Consider the following 26333-nt stretch of genomic DNA (forward strand, 5'->3'; position numbering starts at 1 on the left):
GGTGAAGTTCGCTTGCCAGCTTGCCGGCCGCACGCGGGAACGGCGGTAACAAGACCTACGCAGCTGGGCGAGACACTGAGAGGCGCCCGGCGGTGCGCATCGTTCACGATTTCGCCGAGCCCAGCCGACTGAAGCCTCTCCGACTTATATCCAGGCCGCTCTGGCGCGCCGTCACCACGAAGCCCGGCTCGTTTGTAAGGACGAGCCTCAGAACCGAACATGGCTTGTTTCAATTCCACCTGAGGTTCGCTGGCATGGCAATTGCCGTGCTCAAGTCTGAAAGGCGCGGCTGCCCAGAGTTTGACGGTGCGACCGTCCGATTAATCGCTACTCCAATTCGACAGGGACCGGCCTGACCCCTGATCCGGCGGGTGTTGGTTGGATTACCTAGTCGGCCCACTCACGGGCTGCTGCTAGCTTTTGAAATCTTGCGGGCTGAGGGCGATTAGCTGAACTTCTGCAGGAGCAACCGCTACTTCGTGCTCTTGCGTTGAAAGACGCCGATACAAGAGGACACGTTGGGAGGAGATCGTGACATCATGTCCGCGGATGGCCCAAGTCCTGAGATCTATCGGCGTGTTAGCGAGGAAGGACGTGATTGAGCACTCGTCCATGGCTGGTTTAAGTTGGATACGGTATCCGTGATGGCTTCGATTGACGAGCGCTTGAATGAGATCAGATCTGTACGGAATGACATTTGGCGTTGTCGCAGTAGGCTTCAAAGCGAGCTAGATGATCTCCAGCGTAAGATGCTCGAAGAGCGTCTGCTTGAGCGGCAGTCTGCCTTTGAACGGCTCGTCTCGGCCACATTTCCTTTTACATTGAGATTGTGAAGCAAAATTTCGGGACCTGTGCCGCGGGAGCATTCCGCGTTAAATAGCGTCCGCTCACAGAGCGCCTGCGCCTGGGTCAGGAATGTAGCGCTCCGGCGCCGCGGGCCGTCGCGCCCCTCATGGCCGCCGCCGACCTGAAAAGCTCGGCCCATAGCCTTGGTTCACCGACGTGCTGCCCGCTGCGCATCGATAATGAAATCGTTCCGGCCCCATCCAAGGGCACTGCCGGGGGATACCGCTCGCCTCGCTTCTGCGACACCGCAGTCACCTGAGTAACGTTGATCCGGCAGAGCGATCGAAGGAGCTTGAATCGCCCGTAGCGTCAGATTGTACAGAGCAGGGAACGATTTTTCAGATCAGGTGCAGTCGAATGATAAGACCCGCTCTCGCTTTTGTACTATGTTCCGCTCTCGAGTGGATCGGGCTAGGCATGGGGGCGGTTGCGGAAACAAGGCGGTACGCGTGCACGATCACTGCCGCCGATCGAGAGCCGGCCGGAGTTCGGAATGAGCGGATTATTCTCACCGTTCAATATGGCTGCCGGATCGAAGGTGGTCTCTTGACCGACGCGGGGATCACAGCAGTGTCGGTCAGCGAGTGGGCTGCTGACAAAGGGACATACTTGGCCTCCATGGAATTTCACCACGCGCTGGAGGGAGTTGCACTTGGGCAACTCTCCGAGGCGACCGACTTCTCTAGCATGGAAGGCGAGCAAGGCATTGGGGTCGCAACTTCCGGCACGACAGTTTTCACATTCGCATCTGGTTCATTGGCCGACCTTTCAGGGAAGACTCTTAAATTCACGACAAAACCCACCGGCCTACGTAGCTTCGAGTTGGAGTTCACAGACTGGCCAGAATCTCTTCTATGGAAGTGACGCGTGTCTTACGCTGAATTCCGCAGGCGCGTGCACACGAATACTGTCCATACTCTTAAGCACACACATATGTGGTCCCCGGCCGATATATGCCGTCCCCCAAGACGAGCACACCCGCAACAAGTTAAGCCAAAACTCCGAAGGCACTCGAGCGCGGTAGAGCGTTCAAATTGACCTTCACGCGGTCCGATCAGCAGCTCTTTTGGCCGCCGATCCGCATATGGGACGATCTGGCCTCGCATGGCAGCGCCTGCGCGACGCGGAAGCTATCAACACGGAACAAACGCAGCCCGATCATGAGCACGAGGAAGAAGTTGCCCGCCAACCGCCTCCCGAACGCGGACGAGTACCAACTCAAGGCAGCCCTCATTGTACACTGAAGCGGTTGATGGCGGAGCGGGAGATCACTCAGACCGAAGCCGCGAAGCTCGTCGGCGTGAAGCAGTCCAACATCTCCAAGCTGCTTCAAGGGCAGTCCAAGTTGGTTTCCGTGGAGAAGCTGCTGCGCATGCTGGCGGTGTTCGATCAGGACGTCGAAATAAAGATAAAGCCACATCGGAAGCGTGGCGAAGGGGGCCGGATCACGTTTATTCGGGCCTAAGAGCTGCCGAAATGGAGGGTTCATGACATCTAACCCGACGGCGGCAAAAGGGCCCATGAACTCACCCTGCAGTGCCCAATCTGCAATCGAGATTCGGCTGACTGAATCCTTCGCCCCCGCTGTTCTCGCCGAGGCCCGCCAGCGTTTCCAGGAACAACTGGGCGAAGGACGCGAGGTCGCCCGAGAGACCGAAGCGCTTCAGCAGGAGCGCGAGAAGCTCAAAAGGGAAGATTAACGGGTCTAACGCTAGGTCGTGAACCGACGCGGCGGCTTAGTGCAGCAGCCAACTCGTCCCTACAGAAGCGAAAGGCGCGCGAGGCAGAGCGACCGATTCGGAGGAGATGATCTCCGCTTGCATGACGGGCATCTTCCATCCAGAGGGCAGACATCGTTAGAGCGGGATCCCGGCTGGAGTCTTCGCCAGCCCAAGTACCGAATGCCGTGACATGGCGTCCAATGCGGATTTCGAGGACAATCGGCACTGACACGGAGAATCAATTTAGCTGAGCGCGGTCAAGCCAAAGACGAGGTTCAGGATGGCCCCAGGCGTAGTGATGCCGAACCTAGAAGGCGATGATGGTTGGCAGAAGGTACCAAGTGGAATCATTCCAACCAGTCCAACGGACATGCGGATCAAAGCGGAAAGCGCGACGATGGCAGCGATGAGTCCGATCCCGAACTGCCGGTGCTCGGTGATGTTCAAGATGAGCGATTGGGCGATACTTTCTTCGTCCCTCCCTCGAGCTTCAATGCGGCAAGTAACCGATCTGTGGCGGCGTCGATTTTCGAAGTGGAGCCGTTCATATTCCTCGCGAAGCGCGGCATCGACGAACAGGGTCCGTCACGGAAGCCGAAGCTGATCATCTTGAAGAACGCCGGCGCCGACCCCTGGGCTTTCGGGATCCCTCACGCCCGATGGCCGGTTCTAACGTCAACTTCTCCTCCATCTCATTCAGGACGCAAAATGACTGAAACAACCGCGAGAAAGGCGACAGCAGCAATTGATCCGGTCCGGACACGTCCTCCCTGTGGGTCGTCCGCATAGATTCCACCCTGGATTTTCGTGTCGATGCTGGTCCCGTAAGCCCAGCACGAAATATAAACGCTCAGAATGGCAACCTGGATAATCTCAGGATTTGCATTCGACAGCGCCGTGATGGGTATGTCCTTGAGCGCAAGTCCCATGAACCCAAGCGCTATTACCGCCGGAACAGTGGTGATGCACCAATTTACGAACGTTGTAATGCGTGAAATCCGCACCTGAGCACTTCGGTCCGAGGTCTTGGCCCTTTTTACCATAAATTACCTGGGCAAGAAAAATACCGTTCAAGGGGACCATCGGCGCGCTGTTCTGCAAAAAGGCTGGCGGAGCGCGTTAGCAAAACTGGTTTCAATGGCGATTGATACACCACGCAACGGAGGTAAGCGTAAGGAATTTCGATCCTGTCCTGGAACGAGAAAGGATAAATCGACCAGTGGTCCGCATTCGACCTGCCTTATCTCGACTGCCGACACTTGCGAAGCTGCCGGCCTTTCCGTGAATTCGCTCAAACTGTCTGACGCGTCAGAATCCGATGTTCCCCTTTGTCGAACTACGCCGAACGCAAAAGCTGCAGATTGTTTGATGCGGAAGCGCCCTGTGTCGTAGCCGGCAAGTTCAAATCCGGGCAAGCCCAGGGTGACCGTTTGCGGAGTTTAACCTACCGCGCTGCTTGGGAATTGATCAGCTTACGTGCTCTCCACGGCGTCAGCTGTTCGCCCCTCCGAGCGCGCCTCTCCGCAGTATCAAATAAAAGAACGTCGGAGCGAGAGACCATGCGGAAATGGGAGAGGACTGCTGCTGGGCAACTGAGTTCTTGTGGAGACATCTGCAGCAGGTGGTGGAGCGCTCGATGCGATTCTTGCTGGGGGTGGGATCGCGAGCACGATGGGCACATCTAACCGCGCTGAAATCCGCTTCGAACGGATGGTGTTTGCGATCGTTGGATCGGCGCGTACGAAGCAAGGCTGCGCATTGGAGTGACGTCGGCGCGGCCAGACTCCAGCCACGCCGCTGGTGCAGAGCGTATCCGATTGTTTTGTTTCAGACAGGGCGTTGCGGCTACGCTTGTTGGTGGCAGAGAGGGTCAGGTTTATAACAATCCGCATCCGGCAGCTATCTAGCTCTATAAACGTTGCTTTTTTTATTCAACCGGCGCTGGCACACTCGTTGCAGACCCCTGCGCAGGAGGCGGCTGTTAGTCCTTTGCATCCCATGCACAGGGACATGCCCCGTGATCGCACGCGAGTGAATAAAGAAGCCGATATGACCAACCGCTGGAGAGCAGGCATGACTTCACCGAGAAGCGTCTTGGTCATCGATAGACAGCGTCACACATGGCGCTCCTAACCGCTCAGCCGAGATGAGCTACATGATCGTGAACGACCGCTGCGGCATGAACGTCGCGAAGTTGCGATCGGTAGGACCGCCCACGCAGATTGCACGCTTACCTGAACGCCGGATCGGAAATCCGTCGGTCGACCGCAAAAGCGTCGCTTCTTGTTGAGACCACAATCGAAAAGGAAACCTGTATGAGCCGAGCACCTACCCAAAGCGTTGCAGAGATCAAGGCGCGCAACAAGCAGCTAATCGATGAGGTGTTGACGGTCTACCCCGAGAAGACCGCCAAAAGGCGCGCCAAGCATCTCAGTGTTCACGAGGCGGGGAAGTCGGATTGTGGCGTCAAGTCGAATATCAAGTCCATTCCCGGCGTGATGACCATCCGCGGCTGCGCCTATGCGGGCTCCAAGGGCGTGGTCTGGGGACCCATCAAGGACATGATCCACATCAGCCACGGTCCGGTCGGCTGCGGTCAGTACTCGTGGGGCTCGCGGCGCAACTACTACGTCGGGACGACCGGCATCGACACGTTCGTGACACTGCAGTTCACCTCCGATTTTCAGGAGAAGGACATCGTGTTCGGCGGCGATAAAAAGGTCACGAAACTCATCGATGAGCTCCAGGAGCTATTTCCTCTCAACAGGGGCATCACCATTCAGTCCGAATGTCCGATTGGCTTGATCGGTGACGATATCGAGGCGGTCTCCCGAGAAAAGTCGAAGGAATATGGCGGCAAAACCATCGTGCCTGTGCGGTGCGAGGGCTTCCGTGGCGTGTCGCAATCGCTCGGCCATCACATCGCGAACGACGCCGTTCGGGATTGGATCTTTGACAAGAGCGCCCCAGAGACCAGCCCTAAATTTGAACCGACGCCATATGATGTTGCGATCATCGGCGACTACAACATCGGCGGCGACGCATGGTCGTCACGAATCCTGCTGGAAGAAATGGGCCTACGCGTAATCGCCCAGTGGTCCGGGGATGGATCTCTCGCTGAATTGGAGGCGACGCCGAAGGCAAAGCTCAACATACTGCATTGCTATCGCTCGATGAACTACATCTCACGGCACATGGAGGAAAAATTCGGGATTCCCTGGTGCGAGTACAACTTCTTCGGTCCTTCCAAAATCGCGGAGTCGCTGCGAAAAATTGCAAGCTTCTTCGATGACAAGATCAAGCAAGGCGCCGAACGCGTCATCGCGAAATATCAACCGCTTGTCGATGCTGTGACCGCGAAATACCGGCCGCGGCTTGAAGGCAAGACGGTAATGCTGTTCGTCGGCGGCTTACGTCCTCGCCACGTCATCGGCGCCTATGAGGACCTCGGCATGGATGTTGTCGGCACGGGCTATGAGTTCGGGCATAACGATGACTACCAACGCACCGCCCAGCACTACGTCAAAGATGGCACGCTGATCTACGACGATGTCACCGGCTACGAATTCGAGCGCTTCGTCGAAAAGATCCGGCCAGACCTGGTCGGCTCCGGTATCAAGGAAAAATACGTCTTCCAAAAAATGGGCGTGCCGTTCCGCCAAATGCATTCCTGGGACTACTCGGGTCCTTACCACGGCTATGACGGCTTCGCGATCTTCGCCCGCGACATGGACATGGCGATTAACTCCCCGATCTGGGGGAAGACCACCGCGCCTTGGAAGGACGCTCCGCAGCCGAGCCTCATGGCAGCGGAATAGGAAGGCCGAGCCCGGGCCGTTTCTTTCCGCAGAGGAGGGGAATGGCAGGAGAACGAACGCAAGAACCCAAAGAGTGCCATGATGACACAGAACGCCGAACACATACTCGACCACTCTGAGCTTTTCCGGGGAGACGAATACCAGCAGATGCTGGCCAAGAAGAAGGCGCTATTTGAGAATCCGCATGATCCCGCCGACGTCGATCGCATCAAAGAATGGTCCAAGACATCCGAGTACCGCGAGAAGAACTTCGCCCGCGAGGCGCTAACCGTTAATCCGGCGAAGGCTTGCCAGCCGCTGGGTGCGGTGTTCGCCGCCCTCGGGTTCGAGCGCACACTGCCGTTCGTCCACGGCTCACAGGGCTGCGTCGCGTATTATCGCAGCCATCTGTCACGGCACTTCAAGGAGCCGACCTCGTGCGTCTCCTCGTCCATGACGGAAGACGCGGCCGTGTTCGGCGGGCTTAACAATCTTACCGACGGGCTTGCCAACAGCTATAACATGTACAAGCCGAAGATGATCGCGGTCGCCACGACCTGCATGGCGGAAGTCATCGGCGACGATCTCAATGCCTTCATCAAAACATCAAAGGAAAAAGGTTCAGTCCCAGCGGACTACGACGTACCATTCGCTCACACTCCTGCGTTCGTCGGCAGCCACGTTACTGGCTACGACAACACGCTCAAGGGCATCCTCGAGCATTTCTGGGATGGCAAAGCCGGCACGGCCCCAAAACTCGAGCGCAAAGCGAACAACACGATCAACTTCATCGGTGGCTTCGACGGCTACACTGTCGGGAATGTCCGTGAGATAAAGCGTATCTTCGAGCTGATGGGCATCGGCTACACCATCCTCGCGGATAACAGTGACGTGTTCGATACCCCCACGGACGGCGAGTTCCGCATGTATGATGGGGGCACTACATTAAAGGATGCCGCGAACGCCGTCCACGCCAAGGCAACCATTTCCATGCAGCAATATTGCACGGAGAAGACGTTGTCCTTCATCAAAGGGCACGATCAGGAGGTCGTCGCTTTCAATCACCCGCTGGGCATCAGCGCCACGGACGATTTCCTGATGACACTGTCGCGTATCACCAACAAGGCAATTCCAAATGCACTGGAGCAGGAGCGTGGGCGTCTGGTAGACGCAATGGCTGACTCCAGCGCGCATGTTCACGGCAAGAAGTTCGCGATCTACGGCGATCCAGACCTCTGCTATGGCCTGGCCGCATTCTTGCTGGAGCTCGGCGCTGAGCCGATCCACGTGCTGTCGACGAACGCGAGTAAGGCGTGGGAGCTGAAGATGCAGGCGCTGTTCGCGAGCTCGCCATTCGGTAAAAACTGCCGCGCCTTCCCAGGCAAGGATCTCTGGCACATGCGATCGCTCCTGTTCACAGAGCCGGTCGATTTCCTGATCGGTAACACCTACGGCAAGTATCTCGAGCGTGACACCGGAACGCCGCTAATCCGCATCGGCTTTCCCATCTTCGATCGCCATCATCACCATCGTTATCCAGTGTGGGGCTATCAGGGGAGCATGAATGTGCTGGTCAAGATTCTCGACAAGATCTTTGATGAGATCGATCGAAAGACCAGCTCGGTTGGCAAGACAGACTACAGCTTCGACATCATACGCTAAGGCAAGCTCCCCGCCTCATCGTCCGCAGAAACAGCGGCGCTGCGGCGGGGATCACAGGTTGTCCGCCGGCCATCCTTGTGGTCTGCGGTGTGTTGACATCCCCGAGAGAGACACCATGACTTCGCTTCCCACGACCATACAGGACGTCTTTAACGAACCGGGCTGCGCCAAGAACGCGAGCAAGTCGAAGGTCGAGCGTAAGAATGGTTGCACCAAGCAGCTCAAGCCGGGCGGCGCCGCCGGCGGATGTGCCTTCGATGGCGCCAAAGTCGCGCTGCAGCCCTTCACCGATGTCGCCCATCTTGTGCATGGTCCAATCGCCTGTGAGGGCAATTCCTGGGACAATCGTGGTTCGGTCTCGTCCGGCTCCGATCTGTGGCGCAGAAGCTTCACCACAGACATGAGCGAGACCGATATCGTCTTCGGCGGCGAGAAGCGGCTGTACAGGGCAGTCAAGGAGATCACAGAGAAATACGACCCGCAGGCCATCTTCGTCTACCAGACATGCGTGCCCGCAATGATCGGTGACGACATCGATATGGTCTGCAAGGCGGCCTCCGCCAAATTCGGCAAACCGGTCATTCCCATCAATTCACCGGGATTTGTCGGGTCGAAGAATCTTGGTAACAAGCTTGCTGGCGAAGCACTGCTGGAGCATGTCATCGGTACCGGAGAGCCCGATTACACGACGCCGTATGATGTCAACATCATCGGCGAATACAATCTGTCCGGCGAGCTCTGGCAGGTCAAGCCCCTGCTCGATGAGCTCGGAATTCGGATCCTGTCGTGCATCTCGGGGGACGGCAAGTATCGCGAGGTCGCTTATTCGCACCGAGCCAAAGCCGCGATGATGGTTTGCTCAAGGGCAATGATCAACGTCGCACGCAAGATGAGGCAGCGCTACGGCATCCCGTTTTTTGAAGGCTCCTTCTACGGTATTGAGGATACCAGCGATTCACTCCGCCAGCTCGCGCGCATGCTGATCGAGAGTGGTGCGCCGGCTGAGCTGATGGAACGCACGCACGCCCTGATCGCACGAGAAGAGACCAAGGCCTGGGCTGCGATTGAACGTTTCAAGCCGCGCTTTGCCGGCAAGAGGGTTGTTCTCATCACCGGCGGTGTGAAATCCTGGTCGATGGTGGCCGCCTTGCAGGAGGCCGGGCTCGAGATCGTCGGCACGTCCGTGAAGAAATCGACCAAGAAGGACAAGGAACGTATCAAGGAATTAATGGGCCAGGACGCCCATATGATCGAGGACATGTCGCCTCGCGAGATCTACAAGATGCTCAAGGACGCAAAAGCCGATATCATGCTCTCGGGCGGCAAGTCGCAATTCGTCGCGCTAAAGGCGGCGATGCCGTGGCTCGATATCAACCAGGAGCGCTGCCACGCCTATATGGGCTATGTCGGGATTCTCAAGCTCATGGAGGAGATCGAGAAGGCGCTCTACAATCCGATATGGGATCAGCTCCGCCAAGCCGCGCCATGGGATGAGTTCGACCGGAATCTTCAGGCAAGGACGGCTGCGCAGATGCATGCGCAAGCCGCGGATCCAGTTCGGGACCCGAGCAGGAACAGCGTCAGGACGATAAGTTTTTCCAATCAAGCTGAGGCCAGCGAGGGTGAGAGCGCGATTGCGCCGCATGGCCCGAAGCTCGGCGAGCCCACCAAGCCGTTCACCAGTTCCAGCGGGCGTTGCATTGCTTGTAAGGACATTCCTTCCGATCTCCAGCCGGCGGCACTGCAGGCGGCGGAGTAGGGGACATGGCGATCGTCACTACCTCGAAGAAAGCCTGTTCGGTCAATCCGCTCAAGATGAGTCAGCCGATCGGCGGCGCGTTTGCCTTCATGGGGTTGCGCGGCGCGATGCCGCTTTTGCACGGCCCGCAAGGTTGCGCCTCCTTTGGGCTGACGCTGTTCGTGCGCCATTTCAATGAAGCCGTGCCGATGCAGACAACTGCTATGAGCGAGGTTGCGACCGTGCTCGGCGGCCACGAGAATCTCGAACAGGCAATCCTCAACATCTACAATCGCATCGAGCCCGAGATCATTGGCATCAATTCAACTGGGGTCACCGAAACCAACGGCGATGACGTCGAAGCCTTCATCCGGTTGATCCGACAGAAGCACCCGCAGCTCGAAAAGCTCCCCCTTGTCTACGTCTCGACTCCGGATTTCAAGGATGCCTTGCAGGATGGCTGGGGCAAGACGGTGGCGCGGATGATCGAGGTGCTTGTGACTCCGTTCGACCCAGCGAGACCGCGCGATGCGTCCCGCGTTAACGTGCTACCTGGGTGCCACCTCACGCCCGGCGACCTCGACGAGCTTCGCACGATCTTTGAGGATTTCGGTCTCAAGCCCTCCTTCCTGCCGGACCTTGCAGGTTCGCTGGACGGCCACATCCCCGACGAATTCACGCCGACTACGATCGGGGGGATTGGAGTGGACGAAATTGCGACCATGGGGCAGGTGGCCTGGACGATCGCGATCGGCGCGCAAATGCGCCGTGCGGCCGAGACCATGCAGGTGCGGACAGGCGCGCCGTTCCGTCTATTCGAGCGGCTCTGTGGCCTTATCCCAAACGACGAATTTATGGCGTTCTTGAGCCAGATCACCGGCCGGTCAGTACCCTCGAAGTATCGCCGGCAGCGTGGACAGCTGGCAGACGCCATGCTGGATGCTCATTTCCATATCGGCGGCCGCAAGCTCGCGATCGGCGCCGAGCCGGACTTGCTATTTGATCTCTCCAGCTCGCTCCATGAGATGGGGGCGCAGGTCACTGCTGCGGTGACGACGACGAACTCACCGGTGCTGCAGCGAGTCAGGACCGAGGACGTCCTGATCGGCGATCTGGAGGATCTTGAAGAGCTTGCCAGGACGCGTGACTGCGACCTCTTGATGTCCCATTCACATGGTCGCCAGGCGGCTTCGCGACTCAATGTTCCATTCTTCCGGGTGGGCTTTCCCATGTTCGATCGCCTTGGCGCTGCGCACCTCACAATGGTTGGTTATCGCGGCACGCGCGACCTGATCTTTGACATCGCCAATCTCATTATCACCGACCGAGAGATCAACCATCGGCCGACGCCTGACAGCTGGCGATTCACCAACTCTGGCCTGCAGGTCGTTTCGCCTCGGTTGCATTGAGCAGGGAGAGAAAACAACACGGATGAAAGTTGCATTTGCCACTCAGGACTTGAAGCATGTCGATGCGCACTTCGGCTGGGCCAAGAACATCGCGATCTACGAGGTCGGCCCGGAGGGGCATCGGTTTATTGAGGCGATCCAGTTCGGTGGTGACCTCACGGAAGACGGCAATGAGGATAAGCTAGCGCCCAAGATCGAGGCGATCAGGGACTGCGCAATCCTCTATGTTGCGGCGATCGGCGGCTCGGGTGCTGCACGAGTCGTCGCGAGCAAGATCCATCCGATGAAGGTGCTGCAACCAGAGCCCATCGATGAACTTTGCGTCAAACTCGAAACCGTGCTGAAGGGCTCGCCGCCGCCCTGGCTCCGGAAGCTGCTCGCCAAAGACCCGGAACGTACAGTGGATTTCGAAACTGAAGGAACGAGGATGGGAGATACGTCCGAAGTCACTCCAGCCCCCGCGGCGGCGGAGCCGCCATTTCTGAAAGAGCTCGTCAAGATCTGGCGCGCCCAGGACTCCCACGGTGCCTGGGAGGGCAAGGAGGATCTCGATTTGCTCGAATCCTACGTACTCGACAAGCACAAGCGCCGTGCGCTGCCTATTGTCGGCAATCCCGACCCCGAGACGACATGGCGGCTGGAGCTGTTCTTTCACGCGGTTGCGCTCTCGATCGAGAAGGCGACCGGAGTGATGATCTCCCCAATGCTGAAGATGCACAACGAAGGGTTCGGTCGGATCGTCTTGATCGGCGGCCGGCTCGTTGTCGTGAGCAAGCAGCTGCGCGACGTACATCGCTTTGGTTTCGACCATTTCTCTGATCTCGCTGATCAAGGCGACAAATTCGTCAATAGTGGCGTTGAGATGATCCGTAAGTTCCCGGAAGTGGCGAATTATTGAGGCAAGCATGAGCGATGTTGAAGCGCTGAAAGCGGAAATAAAGAAGCTGTCGGCGAAGGCGACCCAAGCCAAGATGGACCTCCACGACCTCTCCGAGGAGCTGCCGGTCAACTGGTGCTCGATCCTGAGTGTGGCGCAGAAGGCCCACGCTGCCTTCAGCGAGCTCGAAAGCAAGCGCCAAAATCTCCAAGCGCTAGACAAAGCATAGCGGATCTCAAGCCATGTCATTTAGGACCCGAGACGGCCGCAGTTGGGAGCCGGATTACCTGGTTTCTATCGATCTCAAGAAGTGCATCGGCTGCGGCCGCTGCTATAAGGTTTGCGGCCGCGAGGTCATGACGCTGAAGGGGCTAAGCGAGGCTGGCCAAATCATCGATCTCGATGAGGAGGACGATGAGCTCGAAAAAAAAATCATGGTGCTGAATGACGAAGGCGCTTGCATCGGCTGCAGCGCCTGCTCGCGGGTGTGTCCAACAAACTGTCAGACGCACGCGCCACGGGGTTGAAGCGACTTTCTTCGCTATCAATAGGGCTGCTTTGCCAGAGATGAAGGCAAGTCGGGAGATCCGGTATCGAGCGGACGACATCTACGGTGCGATGTTAAATATCGAAGTCCAGTCGGAGATTCATTTGCTATTCGCCAACGTGCGACATCCAACCTGCTCTGTTGGCGCCAACCCAGCTTTCCTGAGCTGACCGTGCCCGAACATGGACTATTGGCTGTCCTTCGGGGGGATCGGTCAAATGATCAAATGACACGACCGCGCCGTCTCGTGCTCGCGGACCACAGTAACCGCGGCGCAAGGAGTTGATGGGCTAGGTGACTTTGGTTGCGAATTCTGCATGGTTTCACGTCGTTCTCACTGTATTGAGTACGCGCGGCTAACTCTGCTCCACCATGCCCCCAGCCAGGTTGGAGCAGCCAGTACGCGGCCACCCTATTTGAGATTGTCCGGAACCGCACGTCCAAGGCAACCCGCATAACACGGGAGCGCTGGGTCGAACTGATCAATGCACGTGCCAATCAATGGACAGGTCACCGCCCATCAGTGCGGCAGAAATGCTCGTGAGTAGCCTGTCGGCTGGCTAGCATCGCCTTGTTCAGGGCTGCGCGCGCAGTCTACGCCTTTGCGCCAGATCAACAGACACTCGGCAGGCGATGTGAGCGGCCTTGGGCACCCCGGCTAGATCGCGCTGCAGTTAAGGGGTGATCCTTAACTCGCTCAGCGCCCTGAGCCCGCCGCCGAGCGTTACGGCGAAGCCTACGTCGCGGCTCGGGGATGCGCATTCGCGTTTTGGTGACCGCAAGGGCGCGATGCGTGCCCGAAATCTAACGCTCACGCAAAGCATGTCAGTCTACAGTGGACCTATTGGGCGTGTGGATGTTTCTCAAAGCTTTTTCATGTGCTTAGTGCGCGCGGAGCGCCTGGCACGGTGATTGCTAACTCAGTGTAAAGACAAGCTCTCGCAACAACTGACTTTGGAGAAGAGATGGTGCTGTGCATGGCGACCCCGGCTCCTTCGCTCAAAGTCGAGAACTGGCTGCGTGGCGCCCCCCTTACGAAGTTCCAGCCAGGGGGAGTGTACATCGTCGAATTTTGGGCAAGTTGGTGCGGTCCATGTGAGGAGGCGATGCCCCATCTCATTGAGCTGCAAGCAAAATACAAAGACGAGGGGCTTGAGGTCGTCGGAGTCGCGGCTAGCGAACAAGCACCAACGGCGGATGAGGCTCGTACCAAGCTGGACGTATGGTTGACTGAGAAGTTCTCAAATTTGAACTATCGAATCGGGTTCGACAGTACGGGCGAAATGAACAAGCTTTGGATGGATGCCAGCTCATCTGTTGGGATTCCGACATCGTTCGTCGTCGATCGCGACGGCCACATTGCCTATATCGGTCATCCGATCACACTCGACGACGTCTTGCCGAAAATAATAAACGGCACTTGGCGCAGCAGCTATCAAGCTAAATTCGCTGATGCGAAACGGATTGCGGAAGGCCAGCGCCTAGCGCGCGAACGCTCAATGCACCGGAGAATTGGAGCGGCGATGGAAGCAAAGGACTGGCCGACAGCGCTATTAGCCGTCGAAGAGGGCATTGCCGCGACGCCGGACAATCTCCACTTCCGGGAGATTCATGCGCATCTGTTGCTTCACAAAATGCGCGACACGGCGACTGGTTTCCAGGTCTTACGCCAACTGGTTCGAGATGCGATTGAGACACAGTCAGAGGCTTTGAGTGCGCTGGTTGGCGCGATGAGGCAACTCTTTGATGCGGAGAACGACAACACGCACCTCCCGCGTGCGGAACGCTTTGCGATCGGCAGGGATGTTTCGGAACATATCCTCAATCCTGGGCAGGCCTTCGGCGGCCTCAACTGCTCTTCCTATATGGTGGTCGCTCAGTACTACCACGAGAGTGGTGACAAGCAACATGCGATCGAGCTGATCGAGCGGGCGATGACGTGGCTAGACGATCCGAAAGCTATGCCGGAATTGCCAGCGGAGCGTGCGAAGAAGTATTATATGCCACGGCTGCTCCAAGCCTTGGCCAACTACAGGGACGAGAAGGTTTCTTGCGGCGGATCTTGTTCGGTTCCGCGAGAGAAGTCTCCTGGGGCTCCCAACGTCCAGCCGCAGGAGGAGACATGAAGAGAAATGTTAATCAGAAGACGCACCATCGGGCCCAATTAGCGCCTTCGAATCGCTCGCCACCAGCAGAATCATTCAGGGCGATTGCGACACGCAGGCCACAAGGAAAACCTGGCCGACAACGAGCGATGCCACGCCCTGCGGCTCTTCGTTGCTGGGTGTCTCGTTAGTGCTTGTATTCAAGGGATGCCGGCTCCGCCGTTTTTACATACTCAGGTTTGTAGCTCGACACTATCGATCTGCTACTCACATCGAGCATTACTCACGCAGTTATGTTTGCCGTTTCCGGCACAAACCGCCCCTTCGAAGAACTTAAATGCAGCATCGAGGTTCGATCTGGCAGTCTCCTACCGGTTGCGCCGCCCCAGACGTCGATCCCATGTTCTATTGGGCTAGCATAATGAACAGAACGTGTTGTTCTTAAAAAAAGGAGGTGGTCGGTTCAGAAAATGCTGAAGGCGACTTGAGAGTGTCGGATCTCGAATGCTTCAAACCATCGATCAGTAACTCTTCAACATCAATTCTTGCGAAGCATACCGCACAAGTAGCGGTCATGCTCACGATCACCAAACGCGCGACCAAGACCACCACGGCCTTCGGGGCCCGGAGAGGCATGCGCGCCTACTCGTCCACTGAACGCACCAGCTCTACCGAAGCCCCGCCGCCATTGGTCCCGCACTTTTTTGTTGTCTGCAGAGGCTGATCCGGAAGAGTGGAATCCGAGTTTCCGACCAGATCATGCTCAAACGGAAATGGAGGAAAATGTGAGTAACGATCCCGTGCTCGCGATTGTCGGCGGTCACCGGCGGCGGGGGGGCGCCGAATTCTCGCCTCCACGGACAGCCGCGGCTTTCGCTTTGGCAGGCTGAAGCGCTGGCCAGCTCCCGCTCGCCCGGCAAGACGATGTCGTTCTGGAGCAAGGGCGTCGTGATCGAGGAGCTGACGACATCGCCCTGTTCTCGGACGGCAACGGCATCTCCAAAACGGACGCGCCGATCGCGGTCAGGGCAGGCGCTGTCGTGGTCGACAACTCCTCCGCTTTCCGAATGGATCCGAACCTGCCGCTGGTGATCCTCGAGATCAATGCGGCCGCGTCCGCGACCGCAAGGGCATCATCGCACCAGAAGAATCGCATCAAGCGCGTGATAAGCGCAACTTAGCGGGTCACCAGCGGGGCCGGCGCCGCTGCGAAGGAAAAGGTTCCTGAAATTCACGCGTGTCAATCTCAATTGCCAACTTTCAAGATCTTCTCGGACGGGATAATCGTGACTGGTGTGACCTGCATCCGCGTACCCGTGCTGCGCGCCCATCAACTTCGAATGCGAGAAGCCGATCAGCGAGGAGCATGTGCGCCCGTTCATGGCGCAAGCGCCCGGCGTGAAGGTCGTCCGACCGCACCAAAAACGAGGTCCGATACCAATCGCCGCCGCTGGCCAGGGTGATGTTCTGGTCGGCCGCATCCACAAGGACCTCAGCGATCCCTCAGGGCATCCGATGTCGCGGGTGCTGCTGATTACCGCGACGGGAACTCGGGCACTGCTACACAGTTGCCAGCACCTCCACCCCTTTTGGCGACCACTCCGTCCTCCACACTCCCTGCGCCGGATTCTATCGGGCGATTTCGCACGTGCGCTACCGCGCATCCGGGTCGGCGCGAGTTCTGCATCCAGCCGTGGTCGCTGCAGTCGCGGATGCCGCCGGCTTCCGCAGCACGGACATCGCGCAGTCCCGGAATGTCCGGATCACCGGCGGCCCTTCCGTGAACATCAGCATAGTGATCGCTCCTCGCGCGACATCTCAGGCCGGCAAAGGCCTGGAGCGCAACGCCAAAGCCAATCCACACACCGTCGATCAGCCTTTGAAGTGTGACCGCGACCATGAACCGGTCAGATTTGGAATGTCCTGATCACGATAGACCCGCTCGGTCGGACCGTCGCGGTAAGCCGGCCTCAGCGTGATGACGACAGTGCTGTTGGTCAACACACGACCAGCAGAGTGGGCCTGTCATCTGCTCGAAAAGCTGGGCCGGAAGTGCATGGCCAAGGTTTGAAAGAGCCCGCCGCAGGCGAAGCGTTTGCAGTGAATCTCCTTGCGGCGGACTGTCGAGCTGGCGAGAAAAGGGGTCTGAGGCGATGCCTCAGACTGGGCGGTTTTCGCTTCTGTTCTTCACCGGCTCCATTTTGGCTAGGCCGTCCTCGTATGAGATCTCCGTGTATGATCCATCGATTTCCTTGGCCGCATCAAGCAAGTAGTCGAGCCTCGCGGCGGTACCGAGCTTCTTGAGGTCGTTCTTGTCAATGCCGGCGAGGTCCATCATCTCCTTCCATACGGTTGATTCGTTGCAAGGCAGAATGCGGAAGGTGATGTCGCCTATTTTTGTGAGGTACTTCGCGAGCAGATCAATGTTGTTGCAGAAGATGAAATAGCTGCCGTTGGGGCTCAGCCTGCCATCCAGCACCTTCGCGGCCTCGGGTAGATAAGCGAAAGAATGCAGATATCCGGCAAGGACTGGGATGGCTGGTTCGCCTTCTTGTGCAATTGCAAGAACTTGTTCGATGGAATAATCCGGCGGTCGTTTTTCGTCGGCGAGCTGGGCTTGGAACTTCAGCGCGATGTCGCCTCGAAACCCAAATCGCCCGGACTTCGTTGTTTCACTCTTAAGCACCGCATTCAGCAATCGCCCCTCCTTGTCCAGCGGGCCAAGAGCGGTGTTGTCGATTGAGGTCATGGAAGTCTCCTCATCAATTTGTGGTGTGCACGGGTCGCCCAATGCGACGTGCCCCTACCTTCCTGCAAGTTGTTTGCCGTCCGCGATGTCTGCAGCGACGTAGAGCGTAAACGGCGGCTTGGCGCGATTTGCGGGGATACCTGCTGTCACCATCACGAGGCCTCGCACGCATGACATCCTGCTGCCGGAAAACCGCCTGTCGCGAACCCGACAGGTCGCAAATCGAATGGTGGGCCTCTGCAATAGAAGCTGGTTTCATCTGCATCTCGACTGGCATGGGATTTGCCATTTGTGCTTTGCGAGAGAACTGAGAACGAGCCAGAGATGATCAACCTAACGAATAGCGCCATCAACGCACTGAAGGCCGCAATCTCCTCGACAGCGCAGCCGGCAACCGGTTTGCGGATCATGATCGAAGGCGGCGGCTGCCAGGGATTCACATATAAAATGGGTCTTGCTCATGAGCCAAGCTCCGATGAGACCGTGTTCGAGCAGGGCGGGATTAAAGTCTTTGTCGACAACGCGAGCCGGGCGCATCTCAACGGCACCACGATCGATTTCGTGGTGTCGCTCGAAGGATCAGGATTCCGCTTCGATAACCCAAATGCCAAATCGAGCTGTTCATGCGGCAAATCGTTCAGCTGAGTCGCCTTGGTACGCTTGGCAATGGAATGAGCATCGAACATGGGCCTGAAGGCTGAACCTACGAAGCAGTCTCGGACTATCGAGCCTTCCGATCGCGAGCGGATTGTCCGCGCCGTGCTCGATGAGAGTCGGCCAAGCCTCAGGCGCGATCGGGGACATTGTGGGCTCGTCGCAATAGACGGCGACAAGATCATGGTCGGGCTAACCGGCGCTTGCAGGGTATGCAAGCTTGCGGGCACGACGCTCGCGGCTATTCAGGCGCGCCTGATCGAGCGGCTCGGAAAGTTTGCCCGCCTGATCCCGTTCCCCGGAGCTGCCAAAGTGAGGGCTTAAATGCAGAGCGAACTCTCCGTGCGTCCGATTTACCTGGACAATAACGCCACGACCCCTGCACATCCTTTGGTGGTCGCCGCGATGCTGCCGTTCTTCTCTGGGCAATTCGGCAATGCGTCGTCCGGGCATGCATTCGGCATTGAGGTTGCACCCGCATTGACGCAGGCGCGCCGAAATGTGCAGGCTCTCATTGGCGCGGCATTCGATCACGAAATCGTTTTCACCTCCGGCGCGACGGAATCTGACAACACTGCGATCCTGTCCGCGCTCGCCGTGCAGGAAGGACGCGACGAGATCGTCACAACCGCCGTTGAGCATTCGGCCGTGCTGTCTCTTGCCGAGGAGCTGGGCCGACGAGGAATCAAGATCCATGTCATTCCGGTCGATGCAAGCGGTCGATTGGACATCGAGAGTTATGGCAATGCCTTGTCGGAGCGTACGTCAGTCGCCTCGATCATGTGGGCGAATAATGAGACCGGTACGATCTTTCCGGTGAAGTCCCTCGCCAAGATGGCGCGCTCAGTCGGCGCGCTCTTTCACACGGATGCAGTCCAGGCCGTCGGGCGGATTCCCATTGACCTGAAGACGACGGACATCGATATGCTGTCGCTCTCCGGCCACAAGCTCCATGGTCCGAAGGGCATCGGCGCGCTGTATGTCCGCAAGGACATTAAGTTCCGGCCGCTGATCTTCGGCGGCGTGCAAGAGCGGCGTCGCCGCGCTGGCACCGAAAACGTCCCAGGCATTGTTGGGCTCGGCAAGGCGGCGGAACTCGCGGCGGCACACCTCATACAAGATCAGATCCAGATTTGCGCCCTTCGCGACCGGCTGGAGCGCGGCATTCTCGCGCTCGGCGGTTGCATCGTGCTTGGTGATATCAAAAACCGCCTGCCAAATACCTCTAACATTGCCTTCGAGCGTCTCGAAGCGGAGGCCATCGTCCACCACCTGAATCGTGACGGAATTGCCACCTCCCTCGGTTCAGCCTGCGCGTGCGGCTCGATGGAGCCGTCCCATGTCCTGCGCGCGATGAGAGTAGCGCCGGCGTTTTTGCGCGGTGCGGTTCGCTTCTCGCTCTCGCGAGAGACGGCGCTGGATGAGATCGATCGTGTGCTGCAAGTCCTCGCGCACATTACTTCCGAACAGAGAGCCCTGTTGCGTGCGTGTCAGGAGCGTGCGGGCGAGAGTTCGCAACCTGCAGAGCCCCTATGAAGGTCATGATTCGTCGTTCGCCTGAGACAGGCCTTTCGATTTATGTACCCAAGAAAGATCTTGAGGAGCCGATCGTCGGCTGGGAGCACGAGACGCTGTGGGGTGGTTGGATTAAAATCGCAAACGGCTGGGTGCTCGACCTACCGGCGATGGCGAGCGACACCACCCTACCAATCACCATAAACGCCAAGAAGCGCGGCGGCGAAGCAACCGAAAAATGAAACTCCGTGTCTATGGACGTCGTCAAACCGGGATGTCCAGGGAAGTCTTGGCGGGCGCGGTGAGCGCGTACCGGTCAACGCGACAGCCCATGCAGCCTTGTTCGGAACCAAGATCGTGCTGCCGCGCGCTGCCAAAGGCAGTATCTTGGCCGGGGCGCAGCATCGAGGCATCCGGCCAGCGGGATGGCGTTGGTGGGGGAGGCCTTCGCGACCTCCCCTGTTCGGCGGCCGCCAGGCCGCTCGTTGCATTCCGCGCGTCTTAACAGCGTCAGGCCAATGGCTGGACTCCATAAGGTTCAGCTTTGAATGGTTGAGTCGCGCGCCGGCCCAGATCGCAGGCTCAGAAGTATCAACCTTCGTGATGATCCCTGACCCTGGCGAGCGGGCGTTTCTCTTCACCTGGTTGACAATGCCCTTCCGGAGCATCACGCAGGGGTCCGCGTGATCTTCCATGGCATAGGTCAGTCACAGGACTGCTTTCTCTGCTTCTAGGCTCGCCTTATCAACCTGTCCTTGAAAGCGCCCCGGACGTCTTTTGCGGATTGTGCTTTGCCTAGGCGTCACGTTCTGACGAAAGATCAACTTTCAAACGACGCCACCCGCCTGCCGTTTGCCGAAGCCATAGCTGAAAGCCTGCCGGGCCTCAAAACAATGGTGTCAGCGCTGTTGTGATCGCAACCCCTGTCAGCTTTCCAACATGAATTGATAAAGCTAACAATCGACCAGGGCGTAGCTAAGTGCTTGAAAGCGAACTGTTAAATTCATCCTGCAGGAATGGCACGCCAGTTGCTCTTGCCTTTCCAGAAAGACTCTGGGGATGCTTGCCGAAAGGGTTCGGCTTGCGAAGAGAATTGGAACAATGAGTACTTCAGCGCAACACCAGGTATCCTGCGGCGGCGAGATCAGCGAGACCATGCAAGTCATGGCGACGCACAAGGGCTGCGGTACGATCGGTGGCAGCGGTAAGGCAAGCTGCGGATCTCAGGCTGGCATCGCCAATCTGCCAATTGAGATCTGGGAAAAGGTGAAGAACCATCCGTGTTACAGCGAGGAGGCGCACCACCATTATGCCCGCATGCATGTCGCCGTCGCACCCGCCTGCAATATCCAATGCAATTACTGCAATCGTAAGTACGATTGCGCTAACGAATCGCGTCCTGGCATTGTCAGTGAAAAGTTGACGCCGATTGAGGCCGCCAAGAAGGTGCTGGCGGTCGCTTCCGCGATCCCTCAGATGAGCGTGGTCGGCGTTGCCGGTCCTGGCGATCCGCTCGCGAACCCGGACAAGACATTCAGGACATTCGAGCTCGTCAATAGGCTCGCGCCAGATCTCAAGCTGTGCCTCTCGACGAACGGCCTTGCGCTACCCGATCATGTCGACACAATCGCGAGACTCAAGGTCGACCACGTGACGATCACGATCAACATGATCGACCCCGAAATTGGTGCAAAGATCCATCCGTGGATCTTTTACGGCCACAAGCGCTGCACCGGCATTGAAGCCGCAAGAATACTCAGCAATCGACAGCTCCAAGGGCTGGAGATGCTCACCGCGCGCGGCGTCCTGTGCAAGGTCAACTCGGTGATGATCCCGGGGATTAACGATCAGCATCTGGTCGATGTTAACAAGGCCGTGAAGTCGCGCGGCGCCTTCCTGCATAACGTGATGCCGCTGATATCGTCGCCGGAGCATGGGACCGTCTTCGGCCTCAGGGGGCAACGCGGCCCGACTGCACAGGAAGTGGTAGCATTGCAGGATAGCTGCGAAAGCGAGATGAACATGATGCGTCACTGTCGCCAGTGCCGGGCCGACGCCGTCGGACTGCTCGGGGAGGACCGCGGCGCGGAGTTCACCATGGAAAAAATCATGGCGATGGACATCAAATACGACGAGCAGGCCCGGAAGGAGTATCAGGCTAAGGTTGAGAAGGCGCGCACCGCGAACCTTGTGGCCAAGCAGGAGGCGCTTGCGCGGCTCGCCAGCGCGTCCAGCGAAATCAAGGTGCTGGTGGCGGTTGCAACCAAGGGCTCGGGATTGATCAACCAGCACTTCGGTCATGCCAAGGAGTTCCAGGTCTACGAGCTCTCGACTTCAGGCGCAAAATACGTTTGTCATCGAGCAATCCATTCCTATTGCCAAGGTGGTCATGGCGAGGACAGCAAGCTCGAAATGGCCATCGGCGCCATCAAGGATTGCCACGCCATATTCGTGTCAAAGATCGGCGGCTGCCCGAAGGCCGAATTGATCAAGGCCGGCATAGAGCCGGTCGATCGGTACGGCTGCGAGTTCATCGATGGCTCGGTCACCGCCTGGTTCAAACTCTATCTCGATAAAGTCAATGAGGGGAAGATCCATCACGTTGAAAGGGTCGATGCAGCGGCCCGCTCCAACGCGCTGACTTCCGCCGCCTGAGGATGGGTTCAAGTAATGCCGTTCAAGATCATCGCGTCGCAATGCACGGGCTGTTCGGCGTGCGAAACGCAATGCCCGAACCTCGCTATTTCCGAGCGAGCCGGCGTTTTCCTGATTGATCCTGAGAAATGCACCGAGTGCGCCGGCTACTTTGACGAGCCACAATGCGTGGCGGTTTGCCCCGTTGACAATACATGCGTGCTCGACGCGGCGCTGCCGCGTCACCAGGAGCCTGCTTGAGGGCCACGATGGATGTCATGACAACACTAGCGGTTCAGAAACTCGGGCGGTTGATGCTCCGCATTGACGGGCGGCGGCCGCGGCTGTGCGAGACGTTGTATCGAACTGTGGAACGGGGACGACAGCATGAGCAACATCGCCCGCGATAGTGAGATCGTCGAGCTGACGGACGCCCCCTTGTTTGACTATGGCGACAAGGTGCGGGCCAACCGCACCATCCGCAACGACGGCACTTATGTGGGCAAGGAGATTGGTGAGGTTCTGGTCAAGAAAGGTGAGCTTGGCTATGTCGTCTCGATCGGCACGTTCCTACAACAATTTTATATCTATGGGGTCGAATTCCTCGGCTCCGGCTATCGCGTCGGCATGAAAGGCAAGGAGCTCGATCTAGTCAGGCGAAGCCGCGAAGGCGAGGAGCCTTCCTTGCCAGGAGCGGCATCCCGATGATCGAACCAAGACTGCCAAGATACCAGTCAGGCCAACGTGTCAAGGCGGCGATAGATCTGCTCAACGACGGTTCCTTTCCCGACGCGTCGCCGGAAGAGTGTCTGGTCAGCGTCGGGCACGTTGGTGAGATCGTCCAGATCGGTCGCCATACGGAAGCGAACCTATTCATTTATATGGTCGATTTCGGCAAGCAGTTGGTGGTTGGCTGCATCGAGGCAGAAATCTCTGCACTCTAGGAGATTGCGCAATGAACGCGGCAATCATCAGAAGACATCATGCCGGCTTGCCTGCCCATCCCAACGAGCTCGACCGGTGGCGAATCGTGCGCGCACTCACGAAGCGCGAGCGCTATCGATATGTCTCGCCAGAGGTGACTGCGGTTCCTGGCGGCTATCTAGTCGAGAGCCCGTGTTGCTCAGGCAATATCAATGCGGAGGGCGGCCTCGTCGAGATCGCGCTGCTGCGCCACGACAGGACGGGGGCGGCATGGCAGCTGTTCCGCAAAGATCACGGTAAGGACGTCTGGGAGTGGCATTCGACCCATCAACGGCTTGGCTTGGCGACAACGGTTCTGAATGCCGATCCTGAACGTTTATTCTGGCGATGAGGATTTGTGGATGGTGCGCCAAGGCGAATTGACCATGATCGAGCAGACGCTCGCCGCTATTGACACAGGCTCTGAGCCTTGCCTGACGCTCCGGCAGAAATTTCCACATCTTGCCTGGATTTGTTGCAACGCCTCCGACATGACGCACACTCCGTTCCGCCGGTTTGGCCAGTTCGACCTGCATTTACTCGACTGCGGAGATCAATGTGCACAGATCACGAATGATCCGCGGCGCGCCAGCGGCATTGTGCTGGCCAAGCGCTCTGCCATGTCGTGATCAAGCAATCGCCTGCCGGTGCCAGGCTCACAGGGCGCTAGGCCCGCGGGTTGTTTGCCATGCCGTCGTGCCCGGCCTGGCGAAACATCACGATCAGGTCGCTCGCTCGTTCATCGGGTCCATGACATGGGGCAGGCGATGGTTTCGCATCTTGTTCGCTGGGGATGGAATTTCCTGGCTATCTCTACGTGGCCCCTTCGATCAAGAATACTGCGGCGGTCAAATGAGGAAGAGCAAGCCGTGCTCGATCTGCTGACGAAGAAAACCTCAGCCGTCGCAGGATTCGCATTTGTGACTACTCGACCTAGTTCCGCAGAACCCCAGCAGGTATGAGAGGACGTTCGTTCTTCGCGCGGTAACGCCATACACTCGTGAAGGCCGGTTTATCATGCGCGGGAGCACAACGATCGTCCTGGCCGATCCAGCGCTACTCCACGCCTGAATATTGCTCTGCGAAACGTCTTCTTGAGTGAAGTTGATGTATTTAAGCAAGAAGCGCTTTCGAGTTGTTTTTTGAAGGACCGAAACGATCATCCCTGTCTCGATAGCGTGCTTCCATGTTGAACCGCCTGGCGTGCGTCGGGAATCGGGTTTGTCACGCGGACAAAGATACAGAAGGACAGAGAACAAATTCGCGTGTAGTTCATGTTCTTATCTGGAAGATAAAAGCCAGCTTGAATAGTTGCCGATGGTCATTGATATGGTAATGGGAAGCAGTTGCGGCGGTTTTCAAAAACAAGGCGCTGCAGATAGATGTGCAAAGCGAAATCGGAGAACATGACGTGGCGAAAAGCACCAAGCGCAAAGAATATAGTAAGGACGAGGTCAAGCTGCTCAAGGCGCACTCAAGGGCCCGCACCCCTGTAGCTAGAGTTTCAAAGCTTATGAAGCGATCCGAAGGCTCCCTAAGGCAGAAAGCGTCTACCTTGGGGATTGGCTTGGGCCACCAGCGCTGAGATGGGATTCAGCTTCGGAAATCGACCGGCGTGATGATCGAGATCGTCAGGCGGCGTGCGATTGCCGGCCAGTTGATCGTCTCAGGCTCGGCGCCGACGGTTAGGTCGTGCGGCGAACGAGCTGACCGGTTTCTCCGTCGATCCGGTTACTTGACCTAAACCCGACCGATTGTCGTGTTCAATCAGCGACTCAAGCGAATCGCTCGTCGCAACGTGCTGCTTAGGCGCTGAATATAGATTTGCCGGGCCCGGAAAATACGGTGTGCGAGCGCGTCGATCGACGGCAGGCACACCTCGTTCGCCGCTAAGCCATCTGCCGCTGCGTCCACCCTGCTCAAGGCGCGGCGACTGAAACCTAGAATGCCCCAAGAGGAGAGATTGGTACCCTCTTTCCGACCCGTGGGCGCTGGATCGACCCCTTGAAGTTGCATGCCGGTAAGCCGCAGACAAAAGAGACCGCGGTCCGGCCCACGACGAAGTATAAGGAACTCCGGCGGGAGATGTGCGTCCGGCAGGCGCAGAAGCGTACAAGCGTTTGTATGTTCATGGGCAGCCGCGCCGGCATCCGCTTGTGTTCGGATGATGTGAGGTGAGCAAAGCGGCCGTGAACGATGTTCATCGTCGTGATCGAGACCGTGGATATCGCCGCCGCGACCGCCGCGCGAATATCGCGGCGGCGGCGTCAGAGTTCATGACCGGTAAAGAGAACTGAATTGCGGGTCGCACTCGCTAGCAGTGTTGCGGCAGCATCGTCTCACCTGAAATCATCGAAGAACGATTGCGTCTGACGTCCCGCGGCCGGAACGCTCGTCCAACTGCACGATCGATATGTTGCCTCAGGCAATTTTAAGCGTGTCGCCGCCGATTTCGCGGTTGCAAGGGCAGAGCTCATCAGTCTGTATCGCATCCAGAACACGTAACGTATCGGTGGGGCTGCGGCCGACATTGGGGCTAGTCGCGTAGACATGCTGGATCGTGTTCTCAGGATCGACGATGAAGGTATAGCGATGTGCGATGCCATCACGCGAGCGCACTCCAAGGCCATCGACCAGTGCGCCCTTGGTGTCGGCAAACTGCCAGATGGATAGACGGTGCAGGTCCTTGTGGTCACGCCGCCAGGCGAGCTTGCAAAACTCGTTATCGGTCGACCCACCAAGCACGATTGCGTCGCGATCGGCGAAATCCTTCGTCAGGCGGGCAAACTCGGCGATTTCGGTCGGGCAGACGAATGTGAAATCCTTCGGGTAAAAGAAGATGACTTTCCATTTGCCGGGGAAACTTCTCTCAGTCAGCGTCTCGAAAGCGCTTTGCCCGTCCTCCTCCTGCAGGTGAAAGCCGGGCTTCACGCCTATGATGTCGAACGGCGGCAACTTACTTCCAATTCCAAGCATATTGTCCTCACAACATCGGGTCTCACGGAACAGCCTTCAGCGACTGAGCAAGCAATATGCCACCCGATCTGGCGGCAAGTGCCCGCCATGCCCTCGTGGAACATTCGCCTTTGATGTTGGCGACGTCCTCGAGCCCAGAT

The 26333-nt window shown here is 57.8% G+C and carries 26 protein-coding genes and 2 pseudogenes; 26 read left to right on the forward strand and 2 right to left on the reverse strand.

Annotated features, from left to right (window positions below; genetic code table 11):
• Positions 1-1263 precede the first annotated feature (1263 nt).
• The 15 genes and pseudogenes from BRA1253DRAFT_RS28120 to BRA1253DRAFT_RS45390 all read left to right on the forward strand — a co-directional run bounded on the left by BRA1253DRAFT_RS28120 (position 1264) and on the right by BRA1253DRAFT_RS45390 (position 16629).
• On the forward strand, positions 1264-1710 hold the full coding sequence (locus BRA1253DRAFT_RS28120; protein ID WP_157158625.1) for a hypothetical protein: 447 nt from the start codon (positions 1264-1266) through the stop codon (positions 1708-1710).
• A gap of 202 nt (positions 1711-1912) precedes the next feature.
• Positions 1913-2311, forward strand: a complete 399-nt coding sequence (locus tag BRA1253DRAFT_RS28125; RefSeq protein WP_245285974.1) for a helix-turn-helix domain-containing protein — start codon at positions 1913-1915, stop codon at positions 2309-2311.
• 22 nt (positions 2312-2333) lie between these two features.
• Complete coding sequence (locus tag BRA1253DRAFT_RS28130; RefSeq protein WP_007600007.1) at positions 2334-2546, forward strand: hypothetical protein; 213 nt, start codon at positions 2334-2336, stop codon at positions 2544-2546.
• 345 nt (positions 2547-2891) lie between these two features.
• Positions 2892-3356 (forward strand): hypothetical protein, encoded by a 465-nt coding sequence (locus tag BRA1253DRAFT_RS43770; RefSeq protein ID WP_157158626.1) that lies wholly within the window; start codon positions 2892-2894, stop codon positions 3354-3356.
• 1526 nt (positions 3357-4882) lie between these two features.
• On the forward strand, positions 4883-6385 hold the full coding sequence (gene nifD / locus BRA1253DRAFT_RS28145; RefSeq protein ID WP_007600010.1) for a nitrogenase molybdenum-iron protein alpha chain: 1503 nt from the start codon (positions 4883-4885) through the stop codon (positions 6383-6385).
• A gap of 81 nt (positions 6386-6466) precedes the next feature.
• Entirely contained in the window at positions 6467-8026 is a 1560-nt protein-coding gene (gene nifK / locus BRA1253DRAFT_RS28150) for a nitrogenase molybdenum-iron protein subunit beta (RefSeq protein ID WP_007600014.1), read from the forward strand.
• Positions 8027-8141: 115 nt separating this feature from the next.
• A complete protein-coding gene (nifE, locus tag BRA1253DRAFT_RS28155; RefSeq protein ID WP_007600015.1) occupies positions 8142-9785 on the forward strand; it encodes a nitrogenase iron-molybdenum cofactor biosynthesis protein NifE in 1644 nt (547 codons plus the stop codon).
• A 5-nt stretch (positions 9786-9790) separates the two neighbouring features.
• The gene (nifN, locus tag BRA1253DRAFT_RS28160; RefSeq protein WP_007600021.1) at positions 9791-11173 is read left to right on the forward strand and encodes a nitrogenase iron-molybdenum cofactor biosynthesis protein NifN; all 1383 of its coding nucleotides are present in this window, start codon (positions 9791-9793) and stop codon (positions 11171-11173) included.
• A 22-nt stretch (positions 11174-11195) separates the two neighbouring features.
• A pseudogene (gene nifX / locus BRA1253DRAFT_RS28165) lies at positions 11196-11585 on the forward strand (nitrogen fixation protein NifX); the annotation flags it as partial.
• 15 nt (positions 11586-11600) lie between these two features.
• The gene (locus BRA1253DRAFT_RS28170) at positions 11601-12071 is read left to right on the forward strand and encodes a NifX-associated nitrogen fixation protein (protein ID WP_035995434.1); all 471 of its coding nucleotides are present in this window, start codon (positions 11601-11603) and stop codon (positions 12069-12071) included.
• A 7-nt stretch (positions 12072-12078) separates the two neighbouring features.
• Positions 12079-12279, forward strand: coding sequence for a CCE_0567 family metalloprotein (locus BRA1253DRAFT_RS28175; RefSeq protein WP_007600023.1), 201 nt, complete (start codon positions 12079-12081; stop codon positions 12277-12279).
• A gap of 13 nt (positions 12280-12292) precedes the next feature.
• On the forward strand, positions 12293-12577 hold the full coding sequence (gene fdxB, locus BRA1253DRAFT_RS28180) for a ferredoxin III, nif-specific (RefSeq protein ID WP_007600024.1): 285 nt from the start codon (positions 12293-12295) through the stop codon (positions 12575-12577).
• 985 nt (positions 12578-13562) lie between these two features.
• Positions 13563-14723, forward strand: coding sequence for a TlpA disulfide reductase family protein (locus tag BRA1253DRAFT_RS28185; RefSeq protein WP_007600025.1), 1161 nt, complete (start codon positions 13563-13565; stop codon positions 14721-14723).
• A 752-nt stretch (positions 14724-15475) separates the two neighbouring features.
• Positions 15476-16223, forward strand: a pseudogene (locus tag BRA1253DRAFT_RS46265) (Asd/ArgC dimerization domain-containing protein); the annotation flags it as partial.
• A gap of 127 nt (positions 16224-16350) precedes the next feature.
• Complete coding sequence (locus BRA1253DRAFT_RS45390; RefSeq protein ID WP_035994071.1) at positions 16351-16629, forward strand: hypothetical protein; 279 nt, start codon at positions 16351-16353, stop codon at positions 16627-16629.
• Between the two features lie 231 nt (positions 16630-16860).
• Here the strand turns inward: BRA1253DRAFT_RS45390 and BRA1253DRAFT_RS28195 are convergent, their stop codons facing one another.
• Positions 16861-17451 (reverse strand): hypothetical protein, encoded by a 591-nt coding sequence (locus BRA1253DRAFT_RS28195; RefSeq protein ID WP_007600026.1) that lies wholly within the window; start codon positions 17449-17451, stop codon positions 16861-16863.
• 324 nt (positions 17452-17775) lie between these two features.
• Between BRA1253DRAFT_RS28195 and BRA1253DRAFT_RS28200 the strand changes: the two genes are divergently transcribed.
• From BRA1253DRAFT_RS28200 to BRA1253DRAFT_RS45900, 11 genes are all read left to right on the forward strand, one after another.
• On the forward strand, positions 17776-18096 hold the full coding sequence (locus BRA1253DRAFT_RS28200) for an iron-sulfur cluster assembly accessory protein (protein ID WP_007600027.1): 321 nt from the start codon (positions 17776-17778) through the stop codon (positions 18094-18096).
• Positions 18097-18135: 39 nt separating this feature from the next.
• The gene (locus BRA1253DRAFT_RS28205; RefSeq protein WP_007600028.1) at positions 18136-18429 is read left to right on the forward strand and encodes a NifU family protein; all 294 of its coding nucleotides are present in this window, start codon (positions 18136-18138) and stop codon (positions 18427-18429) included.
• Positions 18430-19641, forward strand: a complete 1212-nt coding sequence (gene nifS, locus BRA1253DRAFT_RS28210; RefSeq protein WP_007600029.1) for a cysteine desulfurase NifS — start codon at positions 18430-18432, stop codon at positions 19639-19641. It begins immediately after the preceding gene.
• Positions 19638-19862, forward strand: coding sequence for a putative nitrogen fixation protein NifT (nifT, locus tag BRA1253DRAFT_RS28215; RefSeq protein ID WP_007600030.1), 225 nt, complete (start codon positions 19638-19640; stop codon positions 19860-19862). Before nifS ends, nifT begins: the two co-directional genes overlap by 4 nt.
• 859 nt (positions 19863-20721) lie before the next feature.
• Complete coding sequence (gene nifB / locus BRA1253DRAFT_RS28220) at positions 20722-22275, forward strand: nitrogenase cofactor biosynthesis protein NifB (RefSeq protein ID WP_007600031.1); 1554 nt, start codon at positions 20722-20724, stop codon at positions 22273-22275.
• Positions 22276-22290: 15 nt separating this feature from the next.
• Complete coding sequence (locus BRA1253DRAFT_RS41845; protein ID WP_007600032.1) at positions 22291-22515, forward strand: 4Fe-4S binding protein; 225 nt, start codon at positions 22291-22293, stop codon at positions 22513-22515.
• Between the two features lie 126 nt (positions 22516-22641).
• Complete coding sequence (locus tag BRA1253DRAFT_RS28225; protein ID WP_007600033.1) at positions 22642-22962, forward strand: nitrogen fixation protein NifZ; 321 nt, start codon at positions 22642-22644, stop codon at positions 22960-22962.
• Positions 22959-23198 carry a nitrogen fixation protein NifZ gene (locus tag BRA1253DRAFT_RS28230; RefSeq protein ID WP_007600034.1) on the forward strand — a complete coding sequence of 80 codons (240 nt, stop codon included), beginning with the start codon at positions 22959-22961 and terminating at the stop codon, positions 23196-23198. The genes BRA1253DRAFT_RS28225 and BRA1253DRAFT_RS28230 overlap by 4 nt, the downstream gene beginning before the upstream one ends.
• Before the next feature lie 11 nt (positions 23199-23209).
• Complete coding sequence (locus BRA1253DRAFT_RS28235) at positions 23210-23569, forward strand: hypothetical protein (protein WP_007600036.1); 360 nt, start codon at positions 23210-23212, stop codon at positions 23567-23569.
• A 10-nt stretch (positions 23570-23579) separates the two neighbouring features.
• Complete coding sequence (locus BRA1253DRAFT_RS28240) at positions 23580-23846, forward strand: hypothetical protein (protein WP_007600038.1); 267 nt, start codon at positions 23580-23582, stop codon at positions 23844-23846.
• 1545 nt (positions 23847-25391) lie between these two features.
• Positions 25392-25514, forward strand: a complete 123-nt coding sequence (locus tag BRA1253DRAFT_RS45900) for a hypothetical protein (protein ID WP_256375808.1) — start codon at positions 25392-25394, stop codon at positions 25512-25514.
• A gap of 124 nt (positions 25515-25638) precedes the next feature.
• On the opposite strand, the gene BRA1253DRAFT_RS28245 is transcribed toward BRA1253DRAFT_RS45900, so the two are convergent.
• The gene (locus tag BRA1253DRAFT_RS28245) at positions 25639-26193 is read right to left on the reverse strand and encodes a peroxiredoxin (protein ID WP_007600041.1); all 555 of its coding nucleotides are present in this window, start codon (positions 26191-26193) and stop codon (positions 25639-25641) included.
• Positions 26194-26333: the final 140 nt, after the last annotated feature.

The organism is Bradyrhizobium sp. WSM1253, assembly GCF_000244935.1.
GTDB classification, from domain to species: Bacteria; Pseudomonadota; Alphaproteobacteria; order Rhizobiales; family Xanthobacteraceae; genus Bradyrhizobium; species Bradyrhizobium canariense.

What these genes read in the sequence shown, in the direction of transcription:
- BRA1253DRAFT_RS28120 (WP_157158625.1), top strand. Translation starts at nt 1,264, where the DNA reads ATGGGGGCGGTTGCGGAAACAAGGCGGTACGCGTGCACGATCACTGCC.
- BRA1253DRAFT_RS28130 (WP_007600007.1), top strand. Translation starts at nt 2,334, where the DNA reads ATGACATCTAACCCGACGGCGGCAAAAGGGCCCATGAACTCACCCTGC.
- nifD (WP_007600010.1), top strand. Translation starts at nt 4,883, where the DNA reads ATGAGCCGAGCACCTACCCAAAGCGTTGCAGAGATCAAGGCGCGCAAC.
- nifK (WP_007600014.1), top strand. Translation starts at nt 6,467, where the DNA reads ATGACACAGAACGCCGAACACATACTCGACCACTCTGAGCTTTTCCGG.
- nifE (WP_007600015.1), top strand. Translation starts at nt 8,142, where the DNA reads ATGACTTCGCTTCCCACGACCATACAGGACGTCTTTAACGAACCGGGC.
- nifN (WP_007600021.1), top strand. Translation starts at nt 9,791, where the DNA reads ATGGCGATCGTCACTACCTCGAAGAAAGCCTGTTCGGTCAATCCGCTC.
- BRA1253DRAFT_RS28170 (WP_035995434.1), top strand. Translation starts at nt 11,601, where the DNA reads ATGGGAGATACGTCCGAAGTCACTCCAGCCCCCGCGGCGGCGGAGCCG.
- BRA1253DRAFT_RS28175 (WP_007600023.1), top strand. Translation starts at nt 12,079, where the DNA reads ATGAGCGATGTTGAAGCGCTGAAAGCGGAAATAAAGAAGCTGTCGGCG.
- fdxB (WP_007600024.1), top strand. Translation starts at nt 12,293, where the DNA reads ATGTCATTTAGGACCCGAGACGGCCGCAGTTGGGAGCCGGATTACCTG.
- BRA1253DRAFT_RS28185 (WP_007600025.1), top strand. Translation starts at nt 13,563, where the DNA reads ATGGTGCTGTGCATGGCGACCCCGGCTCCTTCGCTCAAAGTCGAGAAC.
- BRA1253DRAFT_RS28195 (WP_007600026.1), bottom strand. Translation starts at nt 17,451, where the DNA reads ATGACCTCAATCGACAACACCGCTCTTGGCCCGCTGGACAAGGAGGGG.
- BRA1253DRAFT_RS28200 (WP_007600027.1), top strand. Translation starts at nt 17,776, where the DNA reads ATGATCAACCTAACGAATAGCGCCATCAACGCACTGAAGGCCGCAATC.
- BRA1253DRAFT_RS28205 (WP_007600028.1), top strand. Translation starts at nt 18,136, where the DNA reads ATGGGCCTGAAGGCTGAACCTACGAAGCAGTCTCGGACTATCGAGCCT.
- nifS (WP_007600029.1), top strand. Translation starts at nt 18,430, where the DNA reads ATGCAGAGCGAACTCTCCGTGCGTCCGATTTACCTGGACAATAACGCC.
- nifT (WP_007600030.1), top strand. Translation starts at nt 19,638, where the DNA reads ATGAAGGTCATGATTCGTCGTTCGCCTGAGACAGGCCTTTCGATTTAT.
- nifB (WP_007600031.1), top strand. Translation starts at nt 20,722, where the DNA reads ATGAGTACTTCAGCGCAACACCAGGTATCCTGCGGCGGCGAGATCAGC.
- BRA1253DRAFT_RS41845 (WP_007600032.1), top strand. Translation starts at nt 22,291, where the DNA reads ATGCCGTTCAAGATCATCGCGTCGCAATGCACGGGCTGTTCGGCGTGC.
- BRA1253DRAFT_RS28225 (WP_007600033.1), top strand. Translation starts at nt 22,642, where the DNA reads ATGAGCAACATCGCCCGCGATAGTGAGATCGTCGAGCTGACGGACGCC.
- BRA1253DRAFT_RS28230 (WP_007600034.1), top strand. Translation starts at nt 22,959, where the DNA reads ATGATCGAACCAAGACTGCCAAGATACCAGTCAGGCCAACGTGTCAAG.
- BRA1253DRAFT_RS28235 (WP_007600036.1), top strand. Translation starts at nt 23,210, where the DNA reads ATGAACGCGGCAATCATCAGAAGACATCATGCCGGCTTGCCTGCCCAT.
- BRA1253DRAFT_RS28240 (WP_007600038.1), top strand. Translation starts at nt 23,580, where the DNA reads ATGGTGCGCCAAGGCGAATTGACCATGATCGAGCAGACGCTCGCCGCT.
- BRA1253DRAFT_RS28245 (WP_007600041.1), bottom strand. Translation starts at nt 26,193, where the DNA reads ATGCTTGGAATTGGAAGTAAGTTGCCGCCGTTCGACATCATAGGCGTG.